The following is a 19759-nucleotide window of genomic DNA, read 5'->3' as shown; positions in this document are numbered from 1 at the left end:
GCCGGTAGCGCTGACGGTCAGCGTTCGGGCCGTGATGTCCGCGGCGGCGGTCGGTTGGGTCAACGAGTAGTTGCCGGCGCTGGCGCCGCTGAGGGTCAGGCCGCTGATCGTCACCGTCTTGGCCGTGCCGACGCTCTTGTTGGCAAACGTACCGGTGGCGCCGACGGTATTCAGGGTGACCGTGTCGCCGCTGACTACACCCACCAGGGCCGCGCTGGCCGTGCTCAGGGTTGCCGCCGTGGTGGCGTCGTACACCTTGGTGTTGGCGCTGATGGCGCTGACAGTAAGGGCCTTGGCGGTGATCACGCCGGTAATGTTGTTTGCCAACGTGACCGTGTAGTTATTGCCGCTGTTGCCGTCAGTGACCGAGCCGCTCGGGACGAGGGTCTTGCCCGTGCCTACGGTCGCGCTGCTGAACGCCTGGGTGAAGTTGGCCGTGTCCCCGCTGATCAGGCTGCCGGCGGTAATCGTCGGCGTCTGCGCCGAACTGGTGGTGCCGTCATACACCTTGCTGTCGGTCACTGCGGTCACGGTGATCGCCCGTGTCGTGATGTTGGCGGTGGTGCTGGCCGTGGTGTTGGCTGTGTAGTTGCCGGCGTCGGTTCCGGTCACTGTGATGCCACTCACACTGACGGTCTTGCCCGTGCCAACGTTCTTGTTCGCAAATGTCGCGCTGGTGTAGGCGGTGGTCAACACGTCGCCGGCCACGCGGTTATCCGAGAGCGTCACGGTGGCGGTGGTCGTGCTGTCATACACCTTGTTCACGCCCGTGGCGCTGATGGTTAGCGTCTTGGCCGTGATGTTGGCCGTGGTGCTGGTCGTGGTGTTGAAGGTGTAGTTGCCCGCATCGGTGCCGGTCACCGTGATGCCGCTGACGTTGACCGTCTTGCCGGTGCCCACGTTCTTGTCGGCGAACGCCGCGGTGGTATAGCTGGTCGTCAGAACATCGCCCGCGACGCGGTTGTCCGCGAGCGTCACGGTCGTGGCGGTGGTGCCGTCGTAAACTTTGTTCACGCCGGTGGCGCTGACGGTCAGCGTTCGGGCCGTGATGTTCGCTGTGGTGGCCGGCTGGGTCAGCGTGTAGTTGCCGGCGTCTGCACCGCCGATGGCGATCCCGCCGATGGTCACGGCCTTGGCGGTGCCCACGGTCTTGCTGGCGAACGTGCCGCTGGCGACCGAGGTGTCGAGGGTCACAGTGTCGCCGCTGGCCACTCCGATGAGGGCGGCACTGCCCGTGTTCAACGTGGCGGTCGTGGTGCCGTCGTACACCTTGTTGTTCGCGCTCACGCCCGTGACGGTCAGCCCTTTGGCCGTGATGTTGGCCGTGGTGCTGGTCGTGGTGTTAAAAGTGTAGTTGCCGGCATCGGTGCCGGTCACCGTGATGCCACTGACGTTGACCGTCTTGCCGATGCCGATGGTCTTGTCGGCGAACGTCGCGCTGGTGTAGGCGGTGGTCAGGACATCGCCGGCCACCCGGTTGTCGGAGAGCGTCACGGTGGTGGCGGTGGTGCCATCATAAACTTTGTTCACGCCGGTAGCGCTGACGGTCAGCGTTCGGGCCGTGATGTCCGCGGCGGCGGTCGGTTGGGTCAACGAGTAGTTGCCGGCGCTGGCGCCGCTGAGGGTCAGGCCGCTGATCGTCACCGTCTTGGCCGTACCGACGTTCTTGTCGGCAAACACGCTGGTGGCGCCGGCCGTATTCAGGGTGACGGTGTCGCCATTGACCGCGCCCACCAGGGCCGCGCTAGCCGTGTTCAGTGTTGCCGCCGTGGTGGCGTCGTACACCTTGGTGTTGGCGGTGACGCCGCTGACAGTCAGGGCCTTGGCGCTGATCACGCCGGTGGTGTTGCTGGCAAAGGTGACCGCATAGTTGTTGCCGCTGTTGCCGTCATTGATCGAACCGCTCGGGATGAGCGTCTTGCCTGTGCCCACGGTCGCGGTGCTGAACGCCTGGGCGAAGTTGGCCGTGTCCCCGCTGATCAGGCTGCCGGCGGTAATCGTCGGCGTCTGCGCCGAACTGGTGGTGCCGTCATACACCTTGCTGTCGGTCACTGCGGTCACGGTGATCGCCCGCGCCGTGATGCTGGCGGTGGTCGACGTCGTGGTGTTAAAAGTGTAATTGCCGGCATCGGTGCCGGTCACCGTGATACCGCTGACGCTAACCGACTTGCCGGTGCCGACGTTCTTGTCGGCGAATGCCGCGCTGGTGTAGGCGGTGGTCAACACGTCGCCGGCCACGCGGTTGTCAGAGAGTGTCACGGTGGCCGTCGTGGTACCGTCATACGCTTTGTTCACGCCCGTGGCGCTGATCGTCAGCGTTCGCCCCGTGATGTCGGCGGTGGCCGTGGCGGTGCTGTTCACCGTGTAGTTGCCGGCATCGGTGCCGGTCAGGCTCAGACCCGTCGCGGTGACTGTCTTGGCGGTGCCGACGTTCTTGTTGGCAAACGTCGCCGTGCCGCCGGTCAAGCTGACCACATCGGCCCCGATCACGCCGCTGAGCACGCGGGTGGCGATTGTCGCCGCAGTCGTGCCGTCGTACGCCTTGCTGTTGGCGGTAATGCTGCCGGTCAGCGTGGCCGCCGTGATATTGGCGGTGGTGCTGGCCGTCGTGTTGGCCGTGTAATTGCCGGCATCGGCACCGGAGATCGCGATGCCGCTGACGCTGACCGTCTTGGCCGTACCCACGGTCTTGGTGGCAAACGCAGCGCTGGTGTAGCTGGTGGTCAGGACATCCCCGGCCAGCCGGTTATCGGAGAGCGTGACGGTGGTTGTGGTCGTGCCGTCGTACACCTTGTTCACACCGGTGACGCTGACTGTCAGCGAGCGGGCGGTGATGTTGGCGGTAGTCATGGGCTGGGTCAACGTGTAGTTGCCCGCGTCTGTACCGCTGAGCGTTAGGCCGGAGATCGTGACCGTCTTCCCGGTACCGGCGTTGTTGTCGGCAAACGCGCCGGTGGCGCTGCCGGTGCTCAACGAGACGTGATCGCCGCTGATGCCGCCTACCAGCACGGCACCGCCGGTGTTCAACGTCGCGGTCGTCGTGCCGTCATAAGCTTTGTTGTTGGCGGTGATGCCGGTGACCGTCAACGCTTTGGCGGTGATGTTGGCCGTGGTGCTGGCCGTGGTGTTCACCGTGTAGTTGCCGGCATCGGCGCCGCTAATCGTGATGCCACTGACACTGACCGTCTTGGCGGAGCCGACCGTTGCGCTGGCAAAGATCGCGCTGGTGTTGCTGGCCGTCAACACGTCACCCGCGACGCGGTTGTCGGAGAGCGTCACCGTCGCCGCAGTCGTGGCGTCGTACACTTTGTCAATGCCGGTGGCGGTGACGGTCAGGGCTTTGGCGGTGATGTTCGCCGTCGCGCTGGGCTGGGTCAACGTGTAGTTGCTGGCGCTGGCGCCGCCGATGGTCAGCCCGCTCACGGTGACCGTCTTGCCGGTGCCGACGTTCTTGTCCGCGAATGCGCCCGTCGCGCCGGCGGTGCCGAGCGTAACACTGTCGCCGCCGACCACACCGACCAGCGCTGCGCTGGCCGTGTTGAGTGTAGCGGCGGTCGTGCCGTCGTAGGCCTTGTTGTTAGCCGTGATTCCGCTAACGGTCAGGGCTTTGGCAGTGATCACGCCAGTGGTATTGTTGGCCAACGTGACCGTGTAGTTATTGCCACTGTTGCCGTCGGTGACCGACCCGGCCGGCGTCAATGTCTTGCCGGTGCCCGCGGACTTGGTGTCATAGGTCTCGGAGAAATTAGCCGTGTCCCCGCTGGCCAGGCTGCCCGTGGTGATCGTCGGGACCGCCGCCGCGCTCGTCGTGTTGTCATAGGTCTTTGTGTTCGTCGCCGCCGTCACCGTAATGGCGCGCACCGTGATGTCGGCAGTGGCCGTCGGCTGGGTCAACGTATAGTTACTGGCACTAGCGCCGCTGATGGTCAGCCCGCTCACGGTGACCGTCTTGGCAGTGCCGACGTTCTTGTTGGCAAACGCTCCAGTGGCGCTCGCGGTGTTGAGCGTGATGGTGTCGCCACTGGCCACGCCCACCAGGGCCGCGCTGGCCGTGTTGAGTGTAGTGGCGGTCGTGCCGTCGTAAACCCTGGTGTTAGCCGTGATTCCACCGACGGTCAGGGCCTTGGCAGTGATCACGCCGGTAGTGTTGTTGGCCAACGTGACCGTGTAGTTATTGCCGCTGTTGCCGTCATTGACCGAACCGCTCGGGACCAGCGTCTTGCCCGTGCCCACGGTCGCAGTGCTGAACGCCTGCGCGAAGTTGGCCGTGTCCCCGCTGGCCAGGCTGCCCGATGTAATTGTCGGCGTCTGCGCCGAACTGGTGGTACCGTCGTACGCCTTGGTGTCGGTCACTGCAGTGACGGTGATTGCCCGCGCCGTGATATTGGCAGTGGCGCTGGCCGTGGTGTTGGCCGTGTAGTTCGCGGAATCGGTGCCGGTCACCGTGATGCCGCTGACTGAGACTGACTTGGCGGTGCCGACGTTCTCGTCCGCAAACGCCGCGCTGGTATAGGCGGTGGTCAACACATCCCCGGCCACGCGGTTGTCGGAGAGTGTCACCGTCGCCGTTGTGGTGCCGTCATATCCCTTGTTCACACCGGTGGCGCTGACCGTTAGCGCACGCCCCGTGATGTCGGCGGTGGTGGTCGGCTGGGTCAGCGTATAGTTACTGGCGCTGGCGCCGCTGATCGTCAGGCCGGAGATGGCCACCGTCTTGGCGGTGCCGACGTTCTTATTGGCAAATACCCCGGTGGCGCCAGCGGCGCTGAGCGTGACGGTGTCGCCGCTGACGACGCCGACCAGGGCCGCGCTCGCCGTGCTGAGCGTGGCGGCCGTCGTGGCGTCGTACACTTTGTTGTTCGCGGTGACACCGGAGACTGTCAATCCTTTGGCCGTGATGTTGGCCGTCGCCGTCGGCTGGGTCAGGTTGTAATTGGGAGCGTCCGTGCCGCTGATCGTCAGGCCGCTGACAGCCACAGTCTTGCCGGAGCCGATATTCGGGTCGGCAAATGTGCCGGTGACGCCTGCGGTGTTAAGCGTGACTGCATCACCGCCGACGACGCCGACCAGGGCCGCGCTCGCCGTGCTGAGCGTGGCGGCCGTCGTGGCGTCGTACACTTTGTTGTTCGCGGTGACACCGGAGACTGTCAATCCTTTAGCCGTGATGTTGGCCGTCGTCGTGGGTTGGGTGAGGGTGTAGTTGCCGGCACTTGTGCCGCTGATGGTCAGTCCGCTGACGGTGACCGTCTTGCCGGTGCCGATGTTCTTGTCGGCAAACGCGCCGGTGGCGCTTGCGGCACTGAGCGTGACCGTGTCCCCGCTCACTTTACCAACCAGCGCCGCACTAGCGGTGTTGAGGGTCGCCGCCAGGGCACCGTCATAGGTTTTGTTGTTGGCGGTGATGCCCGTGACTGTCAACGGTTTGGCGGTGATGTTGGCCGTGGTGCTGGCCGTGGTATTGGCCGTGTAGTTGGCTGCGTCGGCGCCGCTAATCGTGATGCCGCTGACGGTGACCGTCTTGGCGGAGCCGACGGTTGCACTGGCGAAGGTCGCGCTGGTGTTAGTGGCCGTCAGGACGTCGCCCGCCACCCGGTTGTCGGAGAGCGTCACCGTGGCCGCGGTCGTGGCGTCGTACACCTTGTCAATGCCGGTGGCGGTGACGGTCAGGGCTTTGGCGGTAATGTTCGCCGTCGTCGTCGGCTGGGTCAACGTGTAGTTGCTGGCGCTGGCGCCGCTGATGGTCAGGCCGCTGACGGTGACCGTCTTGCCGGCGCCGACGTTCTTGTCAGCGAACGCACCCGTCGCGCCGACAGTGCTGAGTGTGACACTGTCGCCGCCAGCTACGCCGACCAGCGCGGCACTGGCCGTATTGAGCGTAGCGGTCGTGGTGCTGTCGTAGACCTTGTTGTTGGCCGTCACGCCCGTGACAGTCAGGCTCTTGGCGGTGATCACACCGGTGATGTTGTTCACGAACGTCACGGTGTAGTTGTTGCCGCTGTTGCCATCGGTGACCGAGCCGGTCGGCGTCAACGTCTTGCCGGTGCCCGCAGCCTTGGTGTCATAGGTCTCGGGGAAGTTGGCCGTGTCCCCGCTGGCCAGGCTGCCGACGGTGATCGTTGGGACCGCCGCCGCGCTAGTGGTGTTGTCATAGGTCTTGGTGTTCGTTGCCGCCGTCACTGTGATGGCGCGCACCGTGATGTCGGCGGTGGCCGTCGGCTGGGTCAAAGTGTAGTTGCCGGCGCTGGCCCCGCTGAGGCTCAGCCCGCTGACGGTGACCGCCTTGGCCGTGCCCACGTTCTTATCGGCAAACGCGCCGCTGGCGCCGACGGTATTCAGGGTGACCGTGTCGCCGCTGGTCACACCCACCAGGGCCGCGCTGGCCGTGTTCAGCGTTGCCGCCGTGGTGCCGTCGTAGACTTTACTGCTGGCCGTGACTCCACTGACGGTCAGGGCCTTGGCGCTGATCACGCCGGTCGTGTTGTTGGCAAAGGTGACCGTGTAATTGTTGCCACTGTTGCCGTCATTGACCGAACCGCTCGGGATGAGCGTCTTGCCTGTGCCCACGGTCGCGCTACTGAACGCTTGACTGAAGTTCGCCGTGTCTCCGCTGGCCAGGCTGCCCGACGTAATCGTCGGCGTCGGCGCCGAACTGGTGGTGCCGTCGTAGGCCTTGGTGTCGGTCACTGCGGTGACGGTGATTGCCCGCGTGGTGATGTTGGCGGTGGCACTGGTCGTGGTGTTAAAAGTGTAGTTGCCGGCATCGGTGCCGGTCAACGTCAGGCCGCTGACGCTGACGGCCTTGGCGGTACCGACGTTCTTGTCAGTAAACACCGCGCTGGTGTAGCCAGTGGTCAACACGTCGCCAGCCGCGCGGTTGTCGGAGAGCGTGACCGTGGCGATCGTCGTGCTGTCATACACCTTGTTGACGCCGGTGGCACTGATGGTCAGGGCGCGTGCCGTGATGTCGGCAGTGGCGGTGGCGGTGGTGTTCACCGTGTAGTTGGCGGCGTCGGTACCGGTCAGGCCCAGACCGGTGGCCGTGACCGTCTTGCCCGCACCGACGTTCTTGTCGGCAAACGTCGCTGTGCCGCCGGTCAGGCTAACCACATCGACGCCAATCACGCCGCTGAGTGAGCGGGTGGCGATGGTGGCGGCGGTCGTGCCGTCGTACACTTTACTGCTGGCGGTAATGCTGCCGACCAGCGTGGCCGCCGTGATATTGGCGGTCGCGCTGGCCGTGGTATTGGCTGTGTAGTTGCCAGCGTCGGCGCCGGAGATCGAGATACCGCTAACGTTGACCGTCTTGGCCGTGCCCGCAGTCTTGGTGGCAAACGCGGCGCTCGTATAACTGGTCGTCAGGACATCGCCGGCCACCCGATTGTCGGAGAGCGTAACAGTCGTGGCGGTGGTGCCATCGTATGCCTTGTTCGCGCCGGTGGCGCTGACTGTCAGTGAGCGGGCCGTGATGTTGGCGGTGGTCGTGGGTTGGGTAAGGGTGTAGTTGCCGGCGCTGGTGCCGCTGATGGTCAAGGCGGAGATCGTCACCGTCTTGCCGGTGCCGATGTTCTTGTCCGCAAACGCACCGGTGGCGCTGGCGGTACTCAGCGTCACCGTGTCCCCACTCACTTTACCTACCAGCACCGCACTCGCGGTGTTGAGCGTCGCCGTGGTGGTCGCGTCATAGGTTTTGTTGTTGGCGGTAATACCCGTGACGGTCAGGGCTTTGGCGGTGATGTTGGCTGTGGTGCTGGCCGTAGTGTTGGCCGTGTAATTGCCGGCGTCGGTGCCGGAGATCGAGATGCCGCCGACGGTGACCGTCTTGGCGGAGCCGACCGTTGCGCTGGCGAAGGTCGCGCTGGTGTTAGTGGCCGTCAGGACGTCGCCCGCGACGCGGTTGTCGGAAAGCGTCACCGTCGCCGCAGTCGTGGCGTCGTACACTTTGTCAATACCGGTGGCGGTGACGGTCAGGGCTTTGGCGGTAATGTTCGCCGTGGCGGTCGGCTGGGTCAACGTGTAGTTACCCGCATCGGCGCCGCTGATGGTCAGGCCGCTGACGGTGACCGTCTTGCCGGTGCCGACGTTCTTGTCCGCGAATGCGCCCGTCGCGCCGGCGGTGCTCAGGGTGACACTGTCGCCGCCGACGGCGCCAACCAGCGCGGCGCTGGCCGTATTGAGCGTGGCGGTCGTCGTGCTGTCGTAGACCTTGTTGTTGGCCGTCACGCCCGTGACAGTCAGCCCCTTGGCCGTGATGTTGGCTGTGGTCGTGGCCGTAGTCGAGACCAGTTGGTAATTGCCAGCCTTGGTGCCGGTCAGGCCCAGGCTCGTAGCCGTGACGGTCTTACCCGTGCCGAGGTTCTTGTCGCCAAACGTGGCCGTGCCGCCGCTCAGACTGACGTCATCACCGAAGAGCGCGCCGCTCAGGGTGCGAGTCGCGATGGTGGCCGCCATGGTGCCATCATAAACCTTGTTGCTGGCGGTAACGTTGCCGGTGACCGTCGCCTTGCCAACGGTCAGTTGGCCGGTGGCGAAGCTGAAGCTGTAATTGGCGGCGCTCAATGTGCCCTGCGTCACCGTGATCGTGTAGCTGCCGACGGCACTGTTGGTCGTGGCGCTGGTGCTGAAACTCGGACTGCCACTGACCACGCTGGCGTTGTCGCCACCCACAAAGCCGGTGTAGGTCGCCGTGAAGGCGGGGTTGGCCGCCCCATAGATCCGCGACAGGTTGTCGGCGGTCACGGTCAACGTTCCCTGGGTGATGTTGGCGGTGGTGCTGGCCGTGGTGTTGAACGTGTAGTTGCCAGCGTCGGTGCCGGTCAGCGTGATGCCACTCACGCTCACCGCCTTGCCGGTGCCGACGTTCGCGTCGGCAAACGCCGCGCTGGTGTAGGCGGTGGTCAACACGTCGCCGGCCACGCGGTTGTCAGAGAGTGTCACCGTCGCTGTCGCGGTCCCGTCATACGCTTTGTTCACCCCTGTCGCGCTGATGGTCAGCGTCCGTGCTGTGATGTCGGCTGTGGTGCCGGCGCCGGTCGAGGCCAGTTGGTAGTTGCCGGCGTCAGTGCCGCTCAAGCCGAGGCCGGTGGCCGTCACAATTTTGCCTGCTCCTGCGTTCTTGTTGGGGAACGTGGCCGTGCCGCCGGTCAGGCTGACCACATCGGACCCGATCACCCCGCTGAGCGTGCGGGTCGCAATCGTCGCCGTGTTGGTGCCATCGTATACCTTGCTGTTCGCCGTGATGCTGCCCGCCACGGTTGCGGCCGTGATGTTGGCCGTGGTCGAGGCGGTGGTGTTGAAGGTGTAGTTGCCAGCATCGGTACCGGTCACCGTGATGCCGCTTACGCTGACGGTCTTGCCCGTGCCAACGTTCTTGTCAGCAAACGTCGCGCTGGTGTAGCTGGTGGTCAACACGTCGCCGGCCACGCGGTTGTCGGAGAGTGTCACGGTCGCCGCAGCTGTGTCGTCATAGACTTTGTTCACGCCCGTGGCGCTTACCGTCAATGTCTTGGCCGTAATATTAGCCGTGGTCGAGGCGGTGGTGTTGAAGGTGTAGTTGCCAGCATCGGTACCGGTCACCGTGATGCCGCTCACGCTGACGGTCTTGCCAGTGCCAACATTCTTGTCAGCAAATGCCGCGCTCGTATAGCCGGTGGTCAGGACATCGCCGGCCACGCGGTTGTCCGAGAGCGTCACCGTCGCTGTAGTCGTGCCGTCATACACCTTGTTTACGCCCGTGGCGCTCACCGTCACCGCGCGCGCGGTAATATCGGCTGTGGTGCTGGCGCTGGTTGCTGCCAGTTGGTAGTTGCCCGCGTCCGCACCGCTAAGGCTCAGGCCTGTGGTCGTGACCGTCTTGCTGGTGCCCACGTTCTTGTTGGCGAACGTGGCCGTGCCGCCGGTCAGGCTAACCACATCGGCCCCGATCACCCCGCTGAGCGTGCGGGTCGCAATCGTCGCTGTGTTGGTGCCATCATACACCTTGCTGTTCGCCGTGATGCTGCCCGTCACGGTTGCGCCCGTGATGTTGGCCGTGGTTGAGGCGGTGGTATTGAAGGTGTAATTACCGGCATCGGTGCCGGTCACGGTGATGCCGCTCACGCTGACGGTCTTGGCGGTGCCGACGTTCTTGTCGGCAAACGCCGCGCTCGTATAGCCGGTGGTCAGGATATCGCCGGCCACCCGGTTGTCGGAGAGTGTCACTGTTGCCGCAGTTGTCCCGTCGTAAACTTTGTTCACGCCCGTGGCGCTCACGGTCAGCGTGCGCGCGGTGATGTCGGCCGTGGTGCTGGCGCTGGTCGAGGCCAGTTGGTAGTTGCCAGCGTCGGCGCCCGTCAGACCAAGACCTGTCGCCATGACCGTCTTGCCCGCGCCCACGTTCTTGTCGGCGAACGTGGCCGTGCCGCCGGTCAGACTGACCACATCGGCCCCGATCACCCCGCTGAGCGTGCGGGTCGCAATCGTCGCAGTGGTCGTGCCATCGTACACCTTGCTGTTCGCTGTAATGCTGCCCGTCACGGTTGCGACCGTGATGTCTGCCGTGGTTGTCGGCTGCGTCAGCGTGTAATTGCCCGCATTCGCGCCGCTGATCGTCAAACCGCTCACCGTTACTGTCTTGCCGGAGCCGACTGTCTTGGTGGCAAACGCACCCGCCGCACTTCCCGTGTTCAACGCCACCGAGTCCCCGCTTGCCACCCCCACCAACACAGCACTGCCGGTGTTAAGCGTCACGCTCGTGTTGCCGTCGTAAACCTTGTTGTTCGCCGTCAGGCCGCTCACCGTCAGGATCTTCTTGACCACCGTCAGGCTTGAACTGGGAACGCCTGTCAAGCTCCCGTCGGTGGCTGTAATCGTGGTCGTTTCGGCCGTGTTTAGCGTCGTCGCAAGGGTTGTGGTGGATTGCCCGGCAGAAAAATTCACCGAGGTCGTATAGGTCGGGCTGCCGCTGGGACCGCTGTAGGAAATCGTCTTCGTGCCGGAGTAGCTTGTCGCGATGTTGGTGGAGTCATCCACGGCGGTAAGCACTGAAATATTGAATGCCGTGGCTACCGTCTGATTGGCGACCGCGCCCGAATTGCCGCTGCCGGTCGTAAAAGTTTGATTCGGCAGCGTCACAAACATCTTCGTCGGCACTCCTGCGATTTCCGTGAGCGTCCCGAAGTTTGTCACACCATTGGCGACCCCGGACATGCTGCTGGATCCTGATTTCGTGATGTTGCCGGTTGCCAGCGGACTGACCGCGGTAGGACGCACCCGAAGGTTTTGCCAGGTCAGTGTGTTCGGTACGGAGCTCTTGGAAGAAACCGTGAACGTGAGTTGCGTGGAAGTCACGGTCAGCGGGGTAACACCGCCGCTGACACTGTTGTTGATGTTCAGTCCGGAATTCGAGCCACCATCTATCCTAATAGTCGGCAACGGACAGCATGACGTGTCGAAGATGAAACCGGCTGGCACGTTCAGGATGATCGTGCCGGTCCCCACGTCTCCCCCTGCCGATTCAGCGTAAACGGGACCCGTCAAAGCTGTCCACGCGCCACCGACTGTGCCCGCGGAAATGACGGTCCCGCCCGTCGCGGGAGTGAGCGTGCCGGCGTTGCTGTTCGACGCGCCGAGCAAAGCAAGTCCCAGGGCCAGGGTGAACGCAAGGGTTAATCTTTTCATATCATAGGTCTCCAGGCCTCAAATCGTCATGGTGCTGCTCTCGCCGAAAGCAATTCGAAGGCGATGGGTGTAATAGGAAAACAGAAGACACCCGGAAATGAGCGCGGCAACAAGATGATCCCCCCTTGGGGACGTAAACGACCCGCATGTTATTGACATCGGGAGCATCGCGTTTCTCTTTCCCGCGAAGAGCTTGCAGTTTTAATGCCAGAAGCAGGGAGGAGGGCCAGAACACCCGCATTCGTGACCGCACGCGTAATTGGCGTGCTCGCCATAAGTCGTCAGTCACTGAAGGTGGTTCAGCGAATCGTGCGAAAATCACATTCGCCGCTCATATGTGCACGCGGCATCCTTCAGATTTGGGACGAGGCGTTATGTACATTTCTGTTCAACGGCAAACCGGAAGCGGTAATCTTCGGCAGGAGCAGGCAGACCAGCGGTGATGTCGCGCCATCGCTCTCACGACGGCGCGGAACTGCATTATTCGGATTCGTTGCGAGTGCCACCGTGGCCCGCGAATGATCAGAAGAACGGCTAGTGGCCGGAGGCCATGCCGACCATAAGCTTGCGGAGCACACTCAACATATAAACACTAATAGCGGTCGTCGTGATGAAGATGAATAGAACACTTACTGAAACCGAATGTCTGCGCTTTTCGTTCATAACCAATTCCTTGGCGCAGAATTAAGCACGATACATGCCATGCCCAGGCCTACCCTCTTACTAGGCATGTGACCTGCTCCCCCAAAGATATGCAATCAGGGCTTCAACAAGAGACCGCGGAGTGTTTTTCGAACGCCATCGAATTTAAGACCATCCTCCTGGTCGATGACGACTGTCAACTGGCCGAGGCGCTCCAATGGATTCTGGCCGATGAGCAATTTATGGTGGATGTGGCGCATGATGGCGAGGAGGCGTTACCGAAGATCAAGGCCAACCTGTATGACGCCCTCATTTGCGATGTGATGATGCCCAAGCTGCGGGGCGACGAGTTGTTTTCGCGGGCGATCGAGATCCACCCGTATCTAAGCGATCGCTTCATTTTTATCAGCGGCTTCGCCGCAGACCCAGCCATCAATCTCTTCCTGTGTAAGACCGGTGTGAAGTATTTGATGAAGCCGTTTCCCATGCAGGCCCTCATCGATTGTGTCAAACAACTGCTCGCCTAGGCCCATGACCACGGCAACACATACCGCCGAGATTGAAATCCAAACACCGCCCGAATCGAATGTAGCGGCTCCAGAGTTGTCCTATGCTGCAACTCCGGAGTTGTCCAATGTCCCTCACCCGAAGCGGCTCGTACTGTTGGCGGAAGATGAGCCGATCATTCGCGAGTACCTGGCCTCGCTATTGCGGGAATTGGGCTGCATTGTGGTGAAGGCCGCTGACGGCGAGCAGGCCCTTGGCCTCTTCAAACAAATTCCGGGGATGATGATCGATTTGTTGTTGACGGACATCGTCATGCCCAAGATGACCGGCAAGGAATTGGCGTACCAGATCGGAATACTTTCGCCGGGAACCAAAGTCATCCTCTGCTCCGCTTACCCTGAAAAACTGGCTACTATCAATGGCATGATCGATACCCGTATCCCCTTCCTACAAAAGCCGGTAAAGGCAGACGCCTTGGCTGCGAAGCTGCGAGAAGTCTTCGATCAACCTGAGGAAGATGTGCCCGACGAACGGCTGTTCGACGGGGAACGCTTCTAATAGCCGCGCCCTACCAGCTGGATCGCCTTCGGACCGCATCGACCCTGAAAACGCGCCAAGAGCAATCTAAGGGCGCGCTCATTCAACTTCCCGGAGAAGACCGAAGGTCGTGACTTTGTCAGTGACACCCACCATGGCCGAGGTGCCGGATTTGGTAATCATTCCATCCGCCAATGGGGCGCCCGCAGTGGGGCGAACCCGCAGATTCTGCCAGGTGAGTGTGTTCGGTACGGTGCTCCTGGAACTGACAGTAAATGTAAGTTGCGTCGAAGTCATGGTCAGCGGGATTACGCCGCCATTGACATTGTTGTTGATGTTCTTCACGAGAGAAGATGGGTCACCATTTATCTTGATGGTCGGAAGCGGGCAGCACGACGTGTCGAAAACGAACCCGGCGGGTGCGTTCAGGATGATGGTACCGGTCCCGATGTTTCCTCTGGTCTTTTCCGTGTAGACGGGGCCGGTCAACGCGGTGGAAGCGCCGCCGACCGTATCCGCCGAAATCGCGGTCCCACCGGTCGCCGCCGTGATCGGGCTGGTGTTGACGGTGATCGAAGGACTGGTGTTCGAGGAGATTCCTGCATCGCTTGCGTCCGAGGCAGTGATCGTATAAGTCCCGCCCATCCCGAAGGTGAACGAGGAATTGTTTGTCCCCGCGACGAGAGCCACATCGGGCGGCAGCATGGCGTTGGTGTCTGTCGATGTAATGTGTACGAAATCCGTGACCGTATTGACCACGTTCCAGCTCGCGTCCACGACATTCATCGTAATGGTGAAGGGTGTATTCGCGGTTTGAGCGGCCGGCGGCCCGGTTTTGCCGGTGGACGTTCCGGGCGCGGCCTTTTCGCCGGGCACCAGCAGTTGCAGTTTTGTGGACGCACTCGAGCTGATCATGACGTTGTCGGAAGCGGCACTGATCAATCCGGTCCCCGTGAAATTGAGGGTCGTGGTTCCAGCCTTAAGGCAGCTCAAATCAGTAAACGTAACCAGGCCGCCCGAAGCCACGATAGTGGTCGTACCCTGCAACATTCCGGTGCCTGGCGCGGCGGTTACCGCCGTGCTGTTGTCGGCGCCACGGCGGTTGCCGAACTGATCCACGACCTCGATCACCGGTTGTTGAGCGAAGGCGACGCCGGCCATGGCGATGGAAGAGGGTTGCGTTTGAACGAGCAAGGCTTTGGCCGCGCCGGCCACCTGGGAGAGCGAACCAAAATTGGTTGCGTCGTTCACGATGCCAGCGATGACCGCTGTGCCGGGATTGGCGCTGGTGCGCAGAATGTTGCCAGCCGAGGGCAGAACCGCTCCGTCTGCCGCTTGCACCTTGATGCCACTGATGGTTACGCTGTTGCTTTCGCTGGTGCCGGCAACCGTGAGAGTAACTGTGATGTTTGAAGCCGAGACGGAAATGCGAGCCGAGGTCATATCTCGATTTCTGGCAAATTTGATACTCCCCGTCCCAGCCTTGAAGCGCCATCCACTCGGGGCGGTCAGAATCAGCGTCACGTTGGTCCCGATCGCAAAATCAGCGGTTGCATTTTCCGCAATCACGATGTTGCCAAGCGTGGTGAAGGCTGGCGATGTGGCGTCTTGTGCTGTATCCGCAGAAATGTTACTCCCGCCGGAGGCTGTCGTGGCGGTCACGCCATTTGCACGCGACGCGGGAGCGAACGCGAGCAGGGCCAGGGCTGCGCATACCGCTAGAAACAGCGTGGGCCGCCAACTGCGCCGCACTGATGTTGCGGGAAACAGTAACCGTCCGGGCGTATGTCTGATTGTCATAGTCTCACTAAGTTTGGTTCGAGTATTAACCAGTGCCGTTCTCTCATTTCACGGATTCCCGTAACAATCTATTGGACAAGCGCCCTGGCCTGGGCGCACGGCAGATAGGGGCAATCGCCGCCGACTTGATCGCCCGCAGCACTGGCCAAAAACATGACGGTGGCGCTCCAGCCGCTTCCGGTGTTGTTGAAATCCGTGAGTTGCACCCGGACAAAACCCACGATTGTCGCTGACGAGCTGTTTCCGCTGAATGTGGCATTTTCAACCACGGGTACGACAAAGACTGATCCGAGACCGAGCTTCGAAAAGGCGCTTTGCACCTGCGCGTTACCTGAGATCGTTGGAATACTTCCCACGGAGGCGGTGCAGTTACACCCACTTGCGGTCATGTCGGCCTGCCACGCACCGACGTTCTGATAACTGCCTGTGGACTCGTCAACGCCAAGATCGATCTTTCCCTGTTTGCCGCTACCGACACTGGCACTATTTAGAGTCATGTAGCCGCCAATTACGCTCGGTTGTCCGGTGAACGTGTTCGTTGCCAATTGGTCCGCGGTTACCGCGAAGGGAATGATCGGACCTGCGATACGACCAGCCGACCCCAAAGCCGCAATCGAATGAACCACAGGGCTCATGGAACTCATGCCGACGACTTTCGCGAACGTCATGTCAACATTTCGCTTGGCCGGCACGCGCACGGCATTGTAGGGGGTTGCGCCCCCCGCGGTGAACGTGAGGGCACTGGTGTCCCAATGGCCGACTTCCACTGTCCCCGCATTTTGAATCTCATTTGAGGCCACGCCGTTGGCGGCGGCGAGGTAGACGGCTTCCTGGATCGCAGCGTCCGGTGAGTTCGTGAGCATGGCGGCGCCGGCATACGCGGCCGCATCGGTGGCAAACTGCTCATGCCGTTTCTCCTTGTACACGCGCCCCACATCGATGGTCAGCGCGGCAAAGCCAAAGAGACCGACCATGAACATGGTCACGAGAACCAGCGTAGACCCCGACTCACGAGGATGCCTGTTGGATAAATTCTGCTGGCCGGCATCGTTGCCACAGCAGCGAACACAAAGCTTCCCATCGAGACAAAACGAACCCCTGGATGTGTGCATACCCTTTACCCCTTAATCCACACAATCGTGGAACTTCCTTGTTTAGCGTCCCGCGTCCTTGGTATCGCGCCTTCCCTTTGCTCCGGAAGTGCAAAACTCGCTCACCGCTTCGACGCTGCTCCGACCAGGTTGGACCCTAACCATACCTCGTCCAAAGCGGCGTTATACTAGCTGCCGCGCTTTAGAAAGGCAACAAAATTCTTCAACTAAATTGCCTTGCAAGCCAGTACTTTACAGGGTTACAGGCTATCATGCCATCCGGGAACGTGTGCCGTTTGCGACGATCGAACGCATCTGGACACCACAACTACACGCACCGGATTCGCCATAACAGGTTCTTGTTGAGGCTGGTGGTGATTAAAGCCCACGTTCGCTTCCAAGTCGTGGGATGTTCCTCGTGACAATTCTAACTGAGGGCAGCAAAGTCGCGCTTCTTAGCCCCACGAGATTGTAAGGTGAGCTATCCGTGTGAGAATTCTAGTCTTGTCTTGGCTCTTGGGTCGGCAGTAGATTTCGCTTCTACTGAGAGCAATCTGGGTTCGCAGTGTACGTTTGCAGAATGTTTTTCTGAAAGTGTTTTGGCATTTGTTCAAACTTCTTGTAAGCCAGTATTTATAAAGCTTATGCGCCCGTAGCTCAACTGGATAGAGCATCGGTCTTCGGAACCGAGGGTTGGGGGTTCAAATCCCTCCGGGCGTACCACTTACCCCTTGAGCCCACGTCAGGAGTGCTGAACCACCGATAAACAGAGGCTTCGGTAGGGGTTCTAATTGCTCCCGACTCCTCTACCTCCCATCCGCTCGGATTTAGAACCCCCAGAAACTTGCGGCGATTTTCGGGGGTCATCTTCTCGTACACCCTCGCAGCGTTCGTCAAAACCTTATTGGCCAGCTCCAATGCCCCCTCGACGTTGAGGCCATCCACCTCGCTGTTATATATGGCGCTCCGAGAAGCCTTCAATTGCTGCTCCAAGTCATCGCGGTGCCTCTTGTAGCTATCACGGTCGATAGCTTGGTCGTAAATATAAGCGCTCTCCAATTTGATCAGCTTGGCCTCGACCCCTTTGATGGTCGCTGCGTGATGAGTTGCACTCAGCTTCACAATGTCCGACCGGGAGTTCCATCGTTTGGCGACGACCTGATTGACGACCCGCATGGTTCCCGGCGTCGGTTGAAGGTTGCGGAGGTGTTGTGTGAAGGCCGCCTCAATCTTCTCTTTCCGCACTGCGACCCGGTTGTCGCATTGCTTGTTGTAGCAAGCGTAGTAACCAAACTTCCCGCCATGCCGCCCGGTCGCGAAGTAGCCAGTCATCGTCTGACCACAGCACCCACAACGGAGAGAACCACGCAATGGCAAATCAACCCGGTCTCGTATGTGACTCTTGGGCCGGTTGGGACGACGGTCGTCGGCAACAACTTGAACCCGCTCGAATAATGCCTGTGTCACTATCGGCACAAAGTTCCCACGCACTTTCAGCCCCCACTTCTCAACTACAATCCAGCCGGAATAGATTGGTCGCCGCAGCATCTTCGAGAAATCGTGCAACGTGACTTCATCGCCACCAGCCGTCGTCAGCCCCAATCGTGTGACCTTGCTCAACACTTCCTGCTTAGAATGCAGTCCAGTTGAATACAGACGGAACGCCTCGGCGATCAACGGAGCACGCTCTGGGTCGTGCGCAAGCATCGGCTCATTGCGGTCGTTGCGAGCATTCCGGTATCCCAGCGAAGCGGGGAACGGCCAGCGCCCCTTCTCCGCTGCCGCTCTCATGCCCGCCTTGGCGCGGTCGGCTCGTTGCTCATTGTCGAGTTGATTTGCACCGGCCATCATTGTTTGAATGAACCGTCCTGCCGATGTATCTTCGATGCGTTCCTGCACGCTGTGCAATCGAACTCCATACCCGTTCAACGTAAATGTCACGTTAAGATGGTCGCGGGCATCGCGGGCAAAACGGTTGGTGTGATAGACAACGACCACACCGATCCTGCCTTTGACTTTGCCGCAATAATCTAGCATCGCTTGAAACTGAGGCCGGTTCGTTGTCTTGGCTGACTCTCCACGTTCCTCGAAAATGCGGTCGATGGAGAACTTGTTGCGCTCGCAGTACGCACTACACTCTCGTCGTTGAAGCTCAAGCGACAGGTTCTTGGTCTGCTCGTCGGTCGAAACGCGGGTGTAGATAACTGCCTTCATTTGGCGATGCTCCTCGCTTTCCGTGCTTTCTTGGCGCGTTTCGCTGCCGCTGACTTCAGGCCCATGCGCCGGTAGTAGTCTGCTCCTCCGCGAATCTTACTCTCGCCTGTGCCAGCTTGCCCACCCCTCTGGGCAATCTGCCGCAAGTATTGACGAACCGCCTTGTCCATGTTGTCCCCCATCAAGCAGACATTAACACAAGCGGGTTGTGTATGCAAGTACATTATGCAGCTTGTAGGGTATCGTGTGACATGGTCCCGGAATTGTCGTGTTCGTTAATGCAGGTATCAATAATGATGTCGGCCAGGCCCTCAACGAGCGCAAGTAACTCCTCAACCTGAGGGTCGGTCATCCCGACAGCCTCGGCTTCAAGAAGCTCTCTTGCTTGTTGGATGGTCAAAGTCATCTTCTATTCCGCAACGCTGTGGCAATTCACCTGGATCCGCTTGCCGCAGTACACCCAGCGCCGGAAAACCGCTTCTTTGGTCTCGGTGTACCTAATGCGGCCCGTTCCTGGGCCTCGACACGCTCGCGGAACTTCGCTTGCGCACTTGTCAAATCAGGATATGTCCAGCCGTCCTTTCCCCACCGCTCCGACGAAGGCATGACTTCGCGCGCGGGAAGCAGCTTGCCGAAGGCGAGACAGGCCTCGCGTTTCTGAATCCGCACTACCTCGTAACCACGATTGCGCTCGCTCTTGCTCTTTTCAAACAAGGCAATGTCTCCCTCGCGGTATAGCTGGCGGAAATTGAACCCGTCCGACTTAAAGGATTCGGACAACGGTTTCACTGTGCACCGTCCGTACTGATGCGCTCGCTGACGGTGTTTTCCGCTAACCAGGCCAGCCAGTCGCTTTCCGGTACATGAACGCAACCCCCAACCCGAACCATTTTTAAACCGTGTTCATGCTGCCAGCGATAAAGTGTAGCGCGCGAACCGCTTGCTGAGTCCGACTTGGGCTCCCTGTAACCGCAATGCTGTTCCCGCCCGAAAGGGCTCTCATGCTCCAGAGGAGGGCGGAGGAGACAAACAGCGCGCGGTCATCACGCCGAGCACTGGGCGGTTGATTACCGGGTCGATATGACGATGTTCCAAATGGATGGAGAAAGTGCCGTCACGATAAGCGGCCTTAAGCGTAGCATTGGCCATGGCCAGATGATCGGCGAACCCAAAACGCTCTTCGAAAACCTCGGCAAGACACTAGAGAAATGATGAGTCAGACCATCCTTCAGCCTTGAAGAATATCGTGGCGCTCCCCTACCACTATGCCGTCGGGTATACCAAAATGTATACCACCAGCAACAACCGGTAAC

General features: G+C 60.8%; 9 protein-coding genes and 1 tRNA gene. 4 read left to right on the top strand and 6 right to left on the bottom strand.

Annotation, left to right across the window (positions count from 1 at the left end; genetic code table 11):
* Positions 1 to 11655, bottom strand: an 11655-nt coding sequence (locus VNL17_04810) for a YDG domain-containing protein (protein HXI83395.1), incomplete at its 3' end; no start/stop codon positions are given.
* Positions 11656 to 12407: 752 nt separating this feature from the next.
* On the opposite strand from VNL17_04810, the gene VNL17_04805 reads away from it, so the two are divergent.
* Together VNL17_04805 and VNL17_04800 are read left to right on the top strand one after the other, a co-directional pair.
* A complete protein-coding gene (locus VNL17_04805) occupies positions 12408 to 12824 on the top strand; it encodes a response regulator (GenBank protein ID HXI83394.1) in 417 nt (138 codons plus the stop codon).
* A gap of 4 nt (positions 12825 to 12828) precedes the next feature.
* Positions 12829 to 13362 carry a response regulator gene (locus VNL17_04800; GenBank protein ID HXI83393.1) on the top strand — a complete coding sequence of 178 codons (534 nt, stop codon included), beginning with the start codon at positions 12829 to 12831 and terminating at the stop codon, positions 13360 to 13362.
* Positions 13363 to 13440: 78 nt separating this feature from the next.
* Here the strand turns inward: VNL17_04800 and VNL17_04795 are convergent, their stop codons facing one another.
* On the bottom strand, positions 13441 to 15141 hold the full coding sequence (locus VNL17_04795; protein ID HXI83392.1) for a hypothetical protein: 1701 nt from the start codon (positions 15139 to 15141) through the stop codon (positions 13441 to 13443).
* 68 nt (positions 15142 to 15209) lie between these two features.
* On the bottom strand, positions 15210 to 16253 hold the full coding sequence (locus VNL17_04790; GenBank protein ID HXI83391.1) for a TadG family pilus assembly protein: 1044 nt from the start codon (positions 16251 to 16253) through the stop codon (positions 15210 to 15212).
* Between the two features lie 625 nt (positions 16254 to 16878).
* On the opposite strand from VNL17_04790, the gene VNL17_04785 reads away from it, so the two are divergent.
* Positions 16879 to 16955, top strand: a tRNA-Arg gene (locus VNL17_04785).
* Between the two features lie 375 nt (positions 16956 to 17330).
* Positions 17331 to 17687 (top strand): hypothetical protein, encoded by a 357-nt coding sequence (locus VNL17_04780; protein ID HXI83390.1) that lies wholly within the window; start codon positions 17331 to 17333, stop codon positions 17685 to 17687.
* Between the two features lie 755 nt (positions 17688 to 18442).
* Here the strand turns inward: VNL17_04780 and VNL17_04775 are convergent.
* The 3 genes from VNL17_04775 to VNL17_04765 are packed head-to-tail and all read right to left on the bottom strand — an operon-like array spanning position 18443 to position 19235.
* Positions 18443 to 18616: a hypothetical protein gene (locus tag VNL17_04775; protein ID HXI83389.1), complete on the bottom strand. Its 174-nt coding sequence runs from the start codon at positions 18614 to 18616 to the stop codon at positions 18443 to 18445.
* Positions 18617 to 18669: 53 nt separating this feature from the next.
* Entirely contained in the window at positions 18670 to 18852 is a 183-nt protein-coding gene (locus VNL17_04770) for a hypothetical protein (GenBank protein ID HXI83388.1), read from the bottom strand.
* A 26-nt stretch (positions 18853 to 18878) separates the two neighbouring features.
* Complete coding sequence (locus VNL17_04765; protein ID HXI83387.1) at positions 18879 to 19235, bottom strand: hypothetical protein; 357 nt, start codon at positions 19233 to 19235, stop codon at positions 18879 to 18881.
* Between the last annotated feature and the right edge of the window lie 524 nt (positions 19236 to 19759).

This window comes from Verrucomicrobiia bacterium, assembly GCA_035577545.1.
Taxonomy (GTDB): domain Bacteria; phylum Verrucomicrobiota; class Verrucomicrobiia; order Palsa-1439; family Palsa-1439; genus Palsa-1439.
Note: the sequence above shows the minus strand (reverse complement) of the source record. Positions and strands in the feature narration are given on the sequence as shown.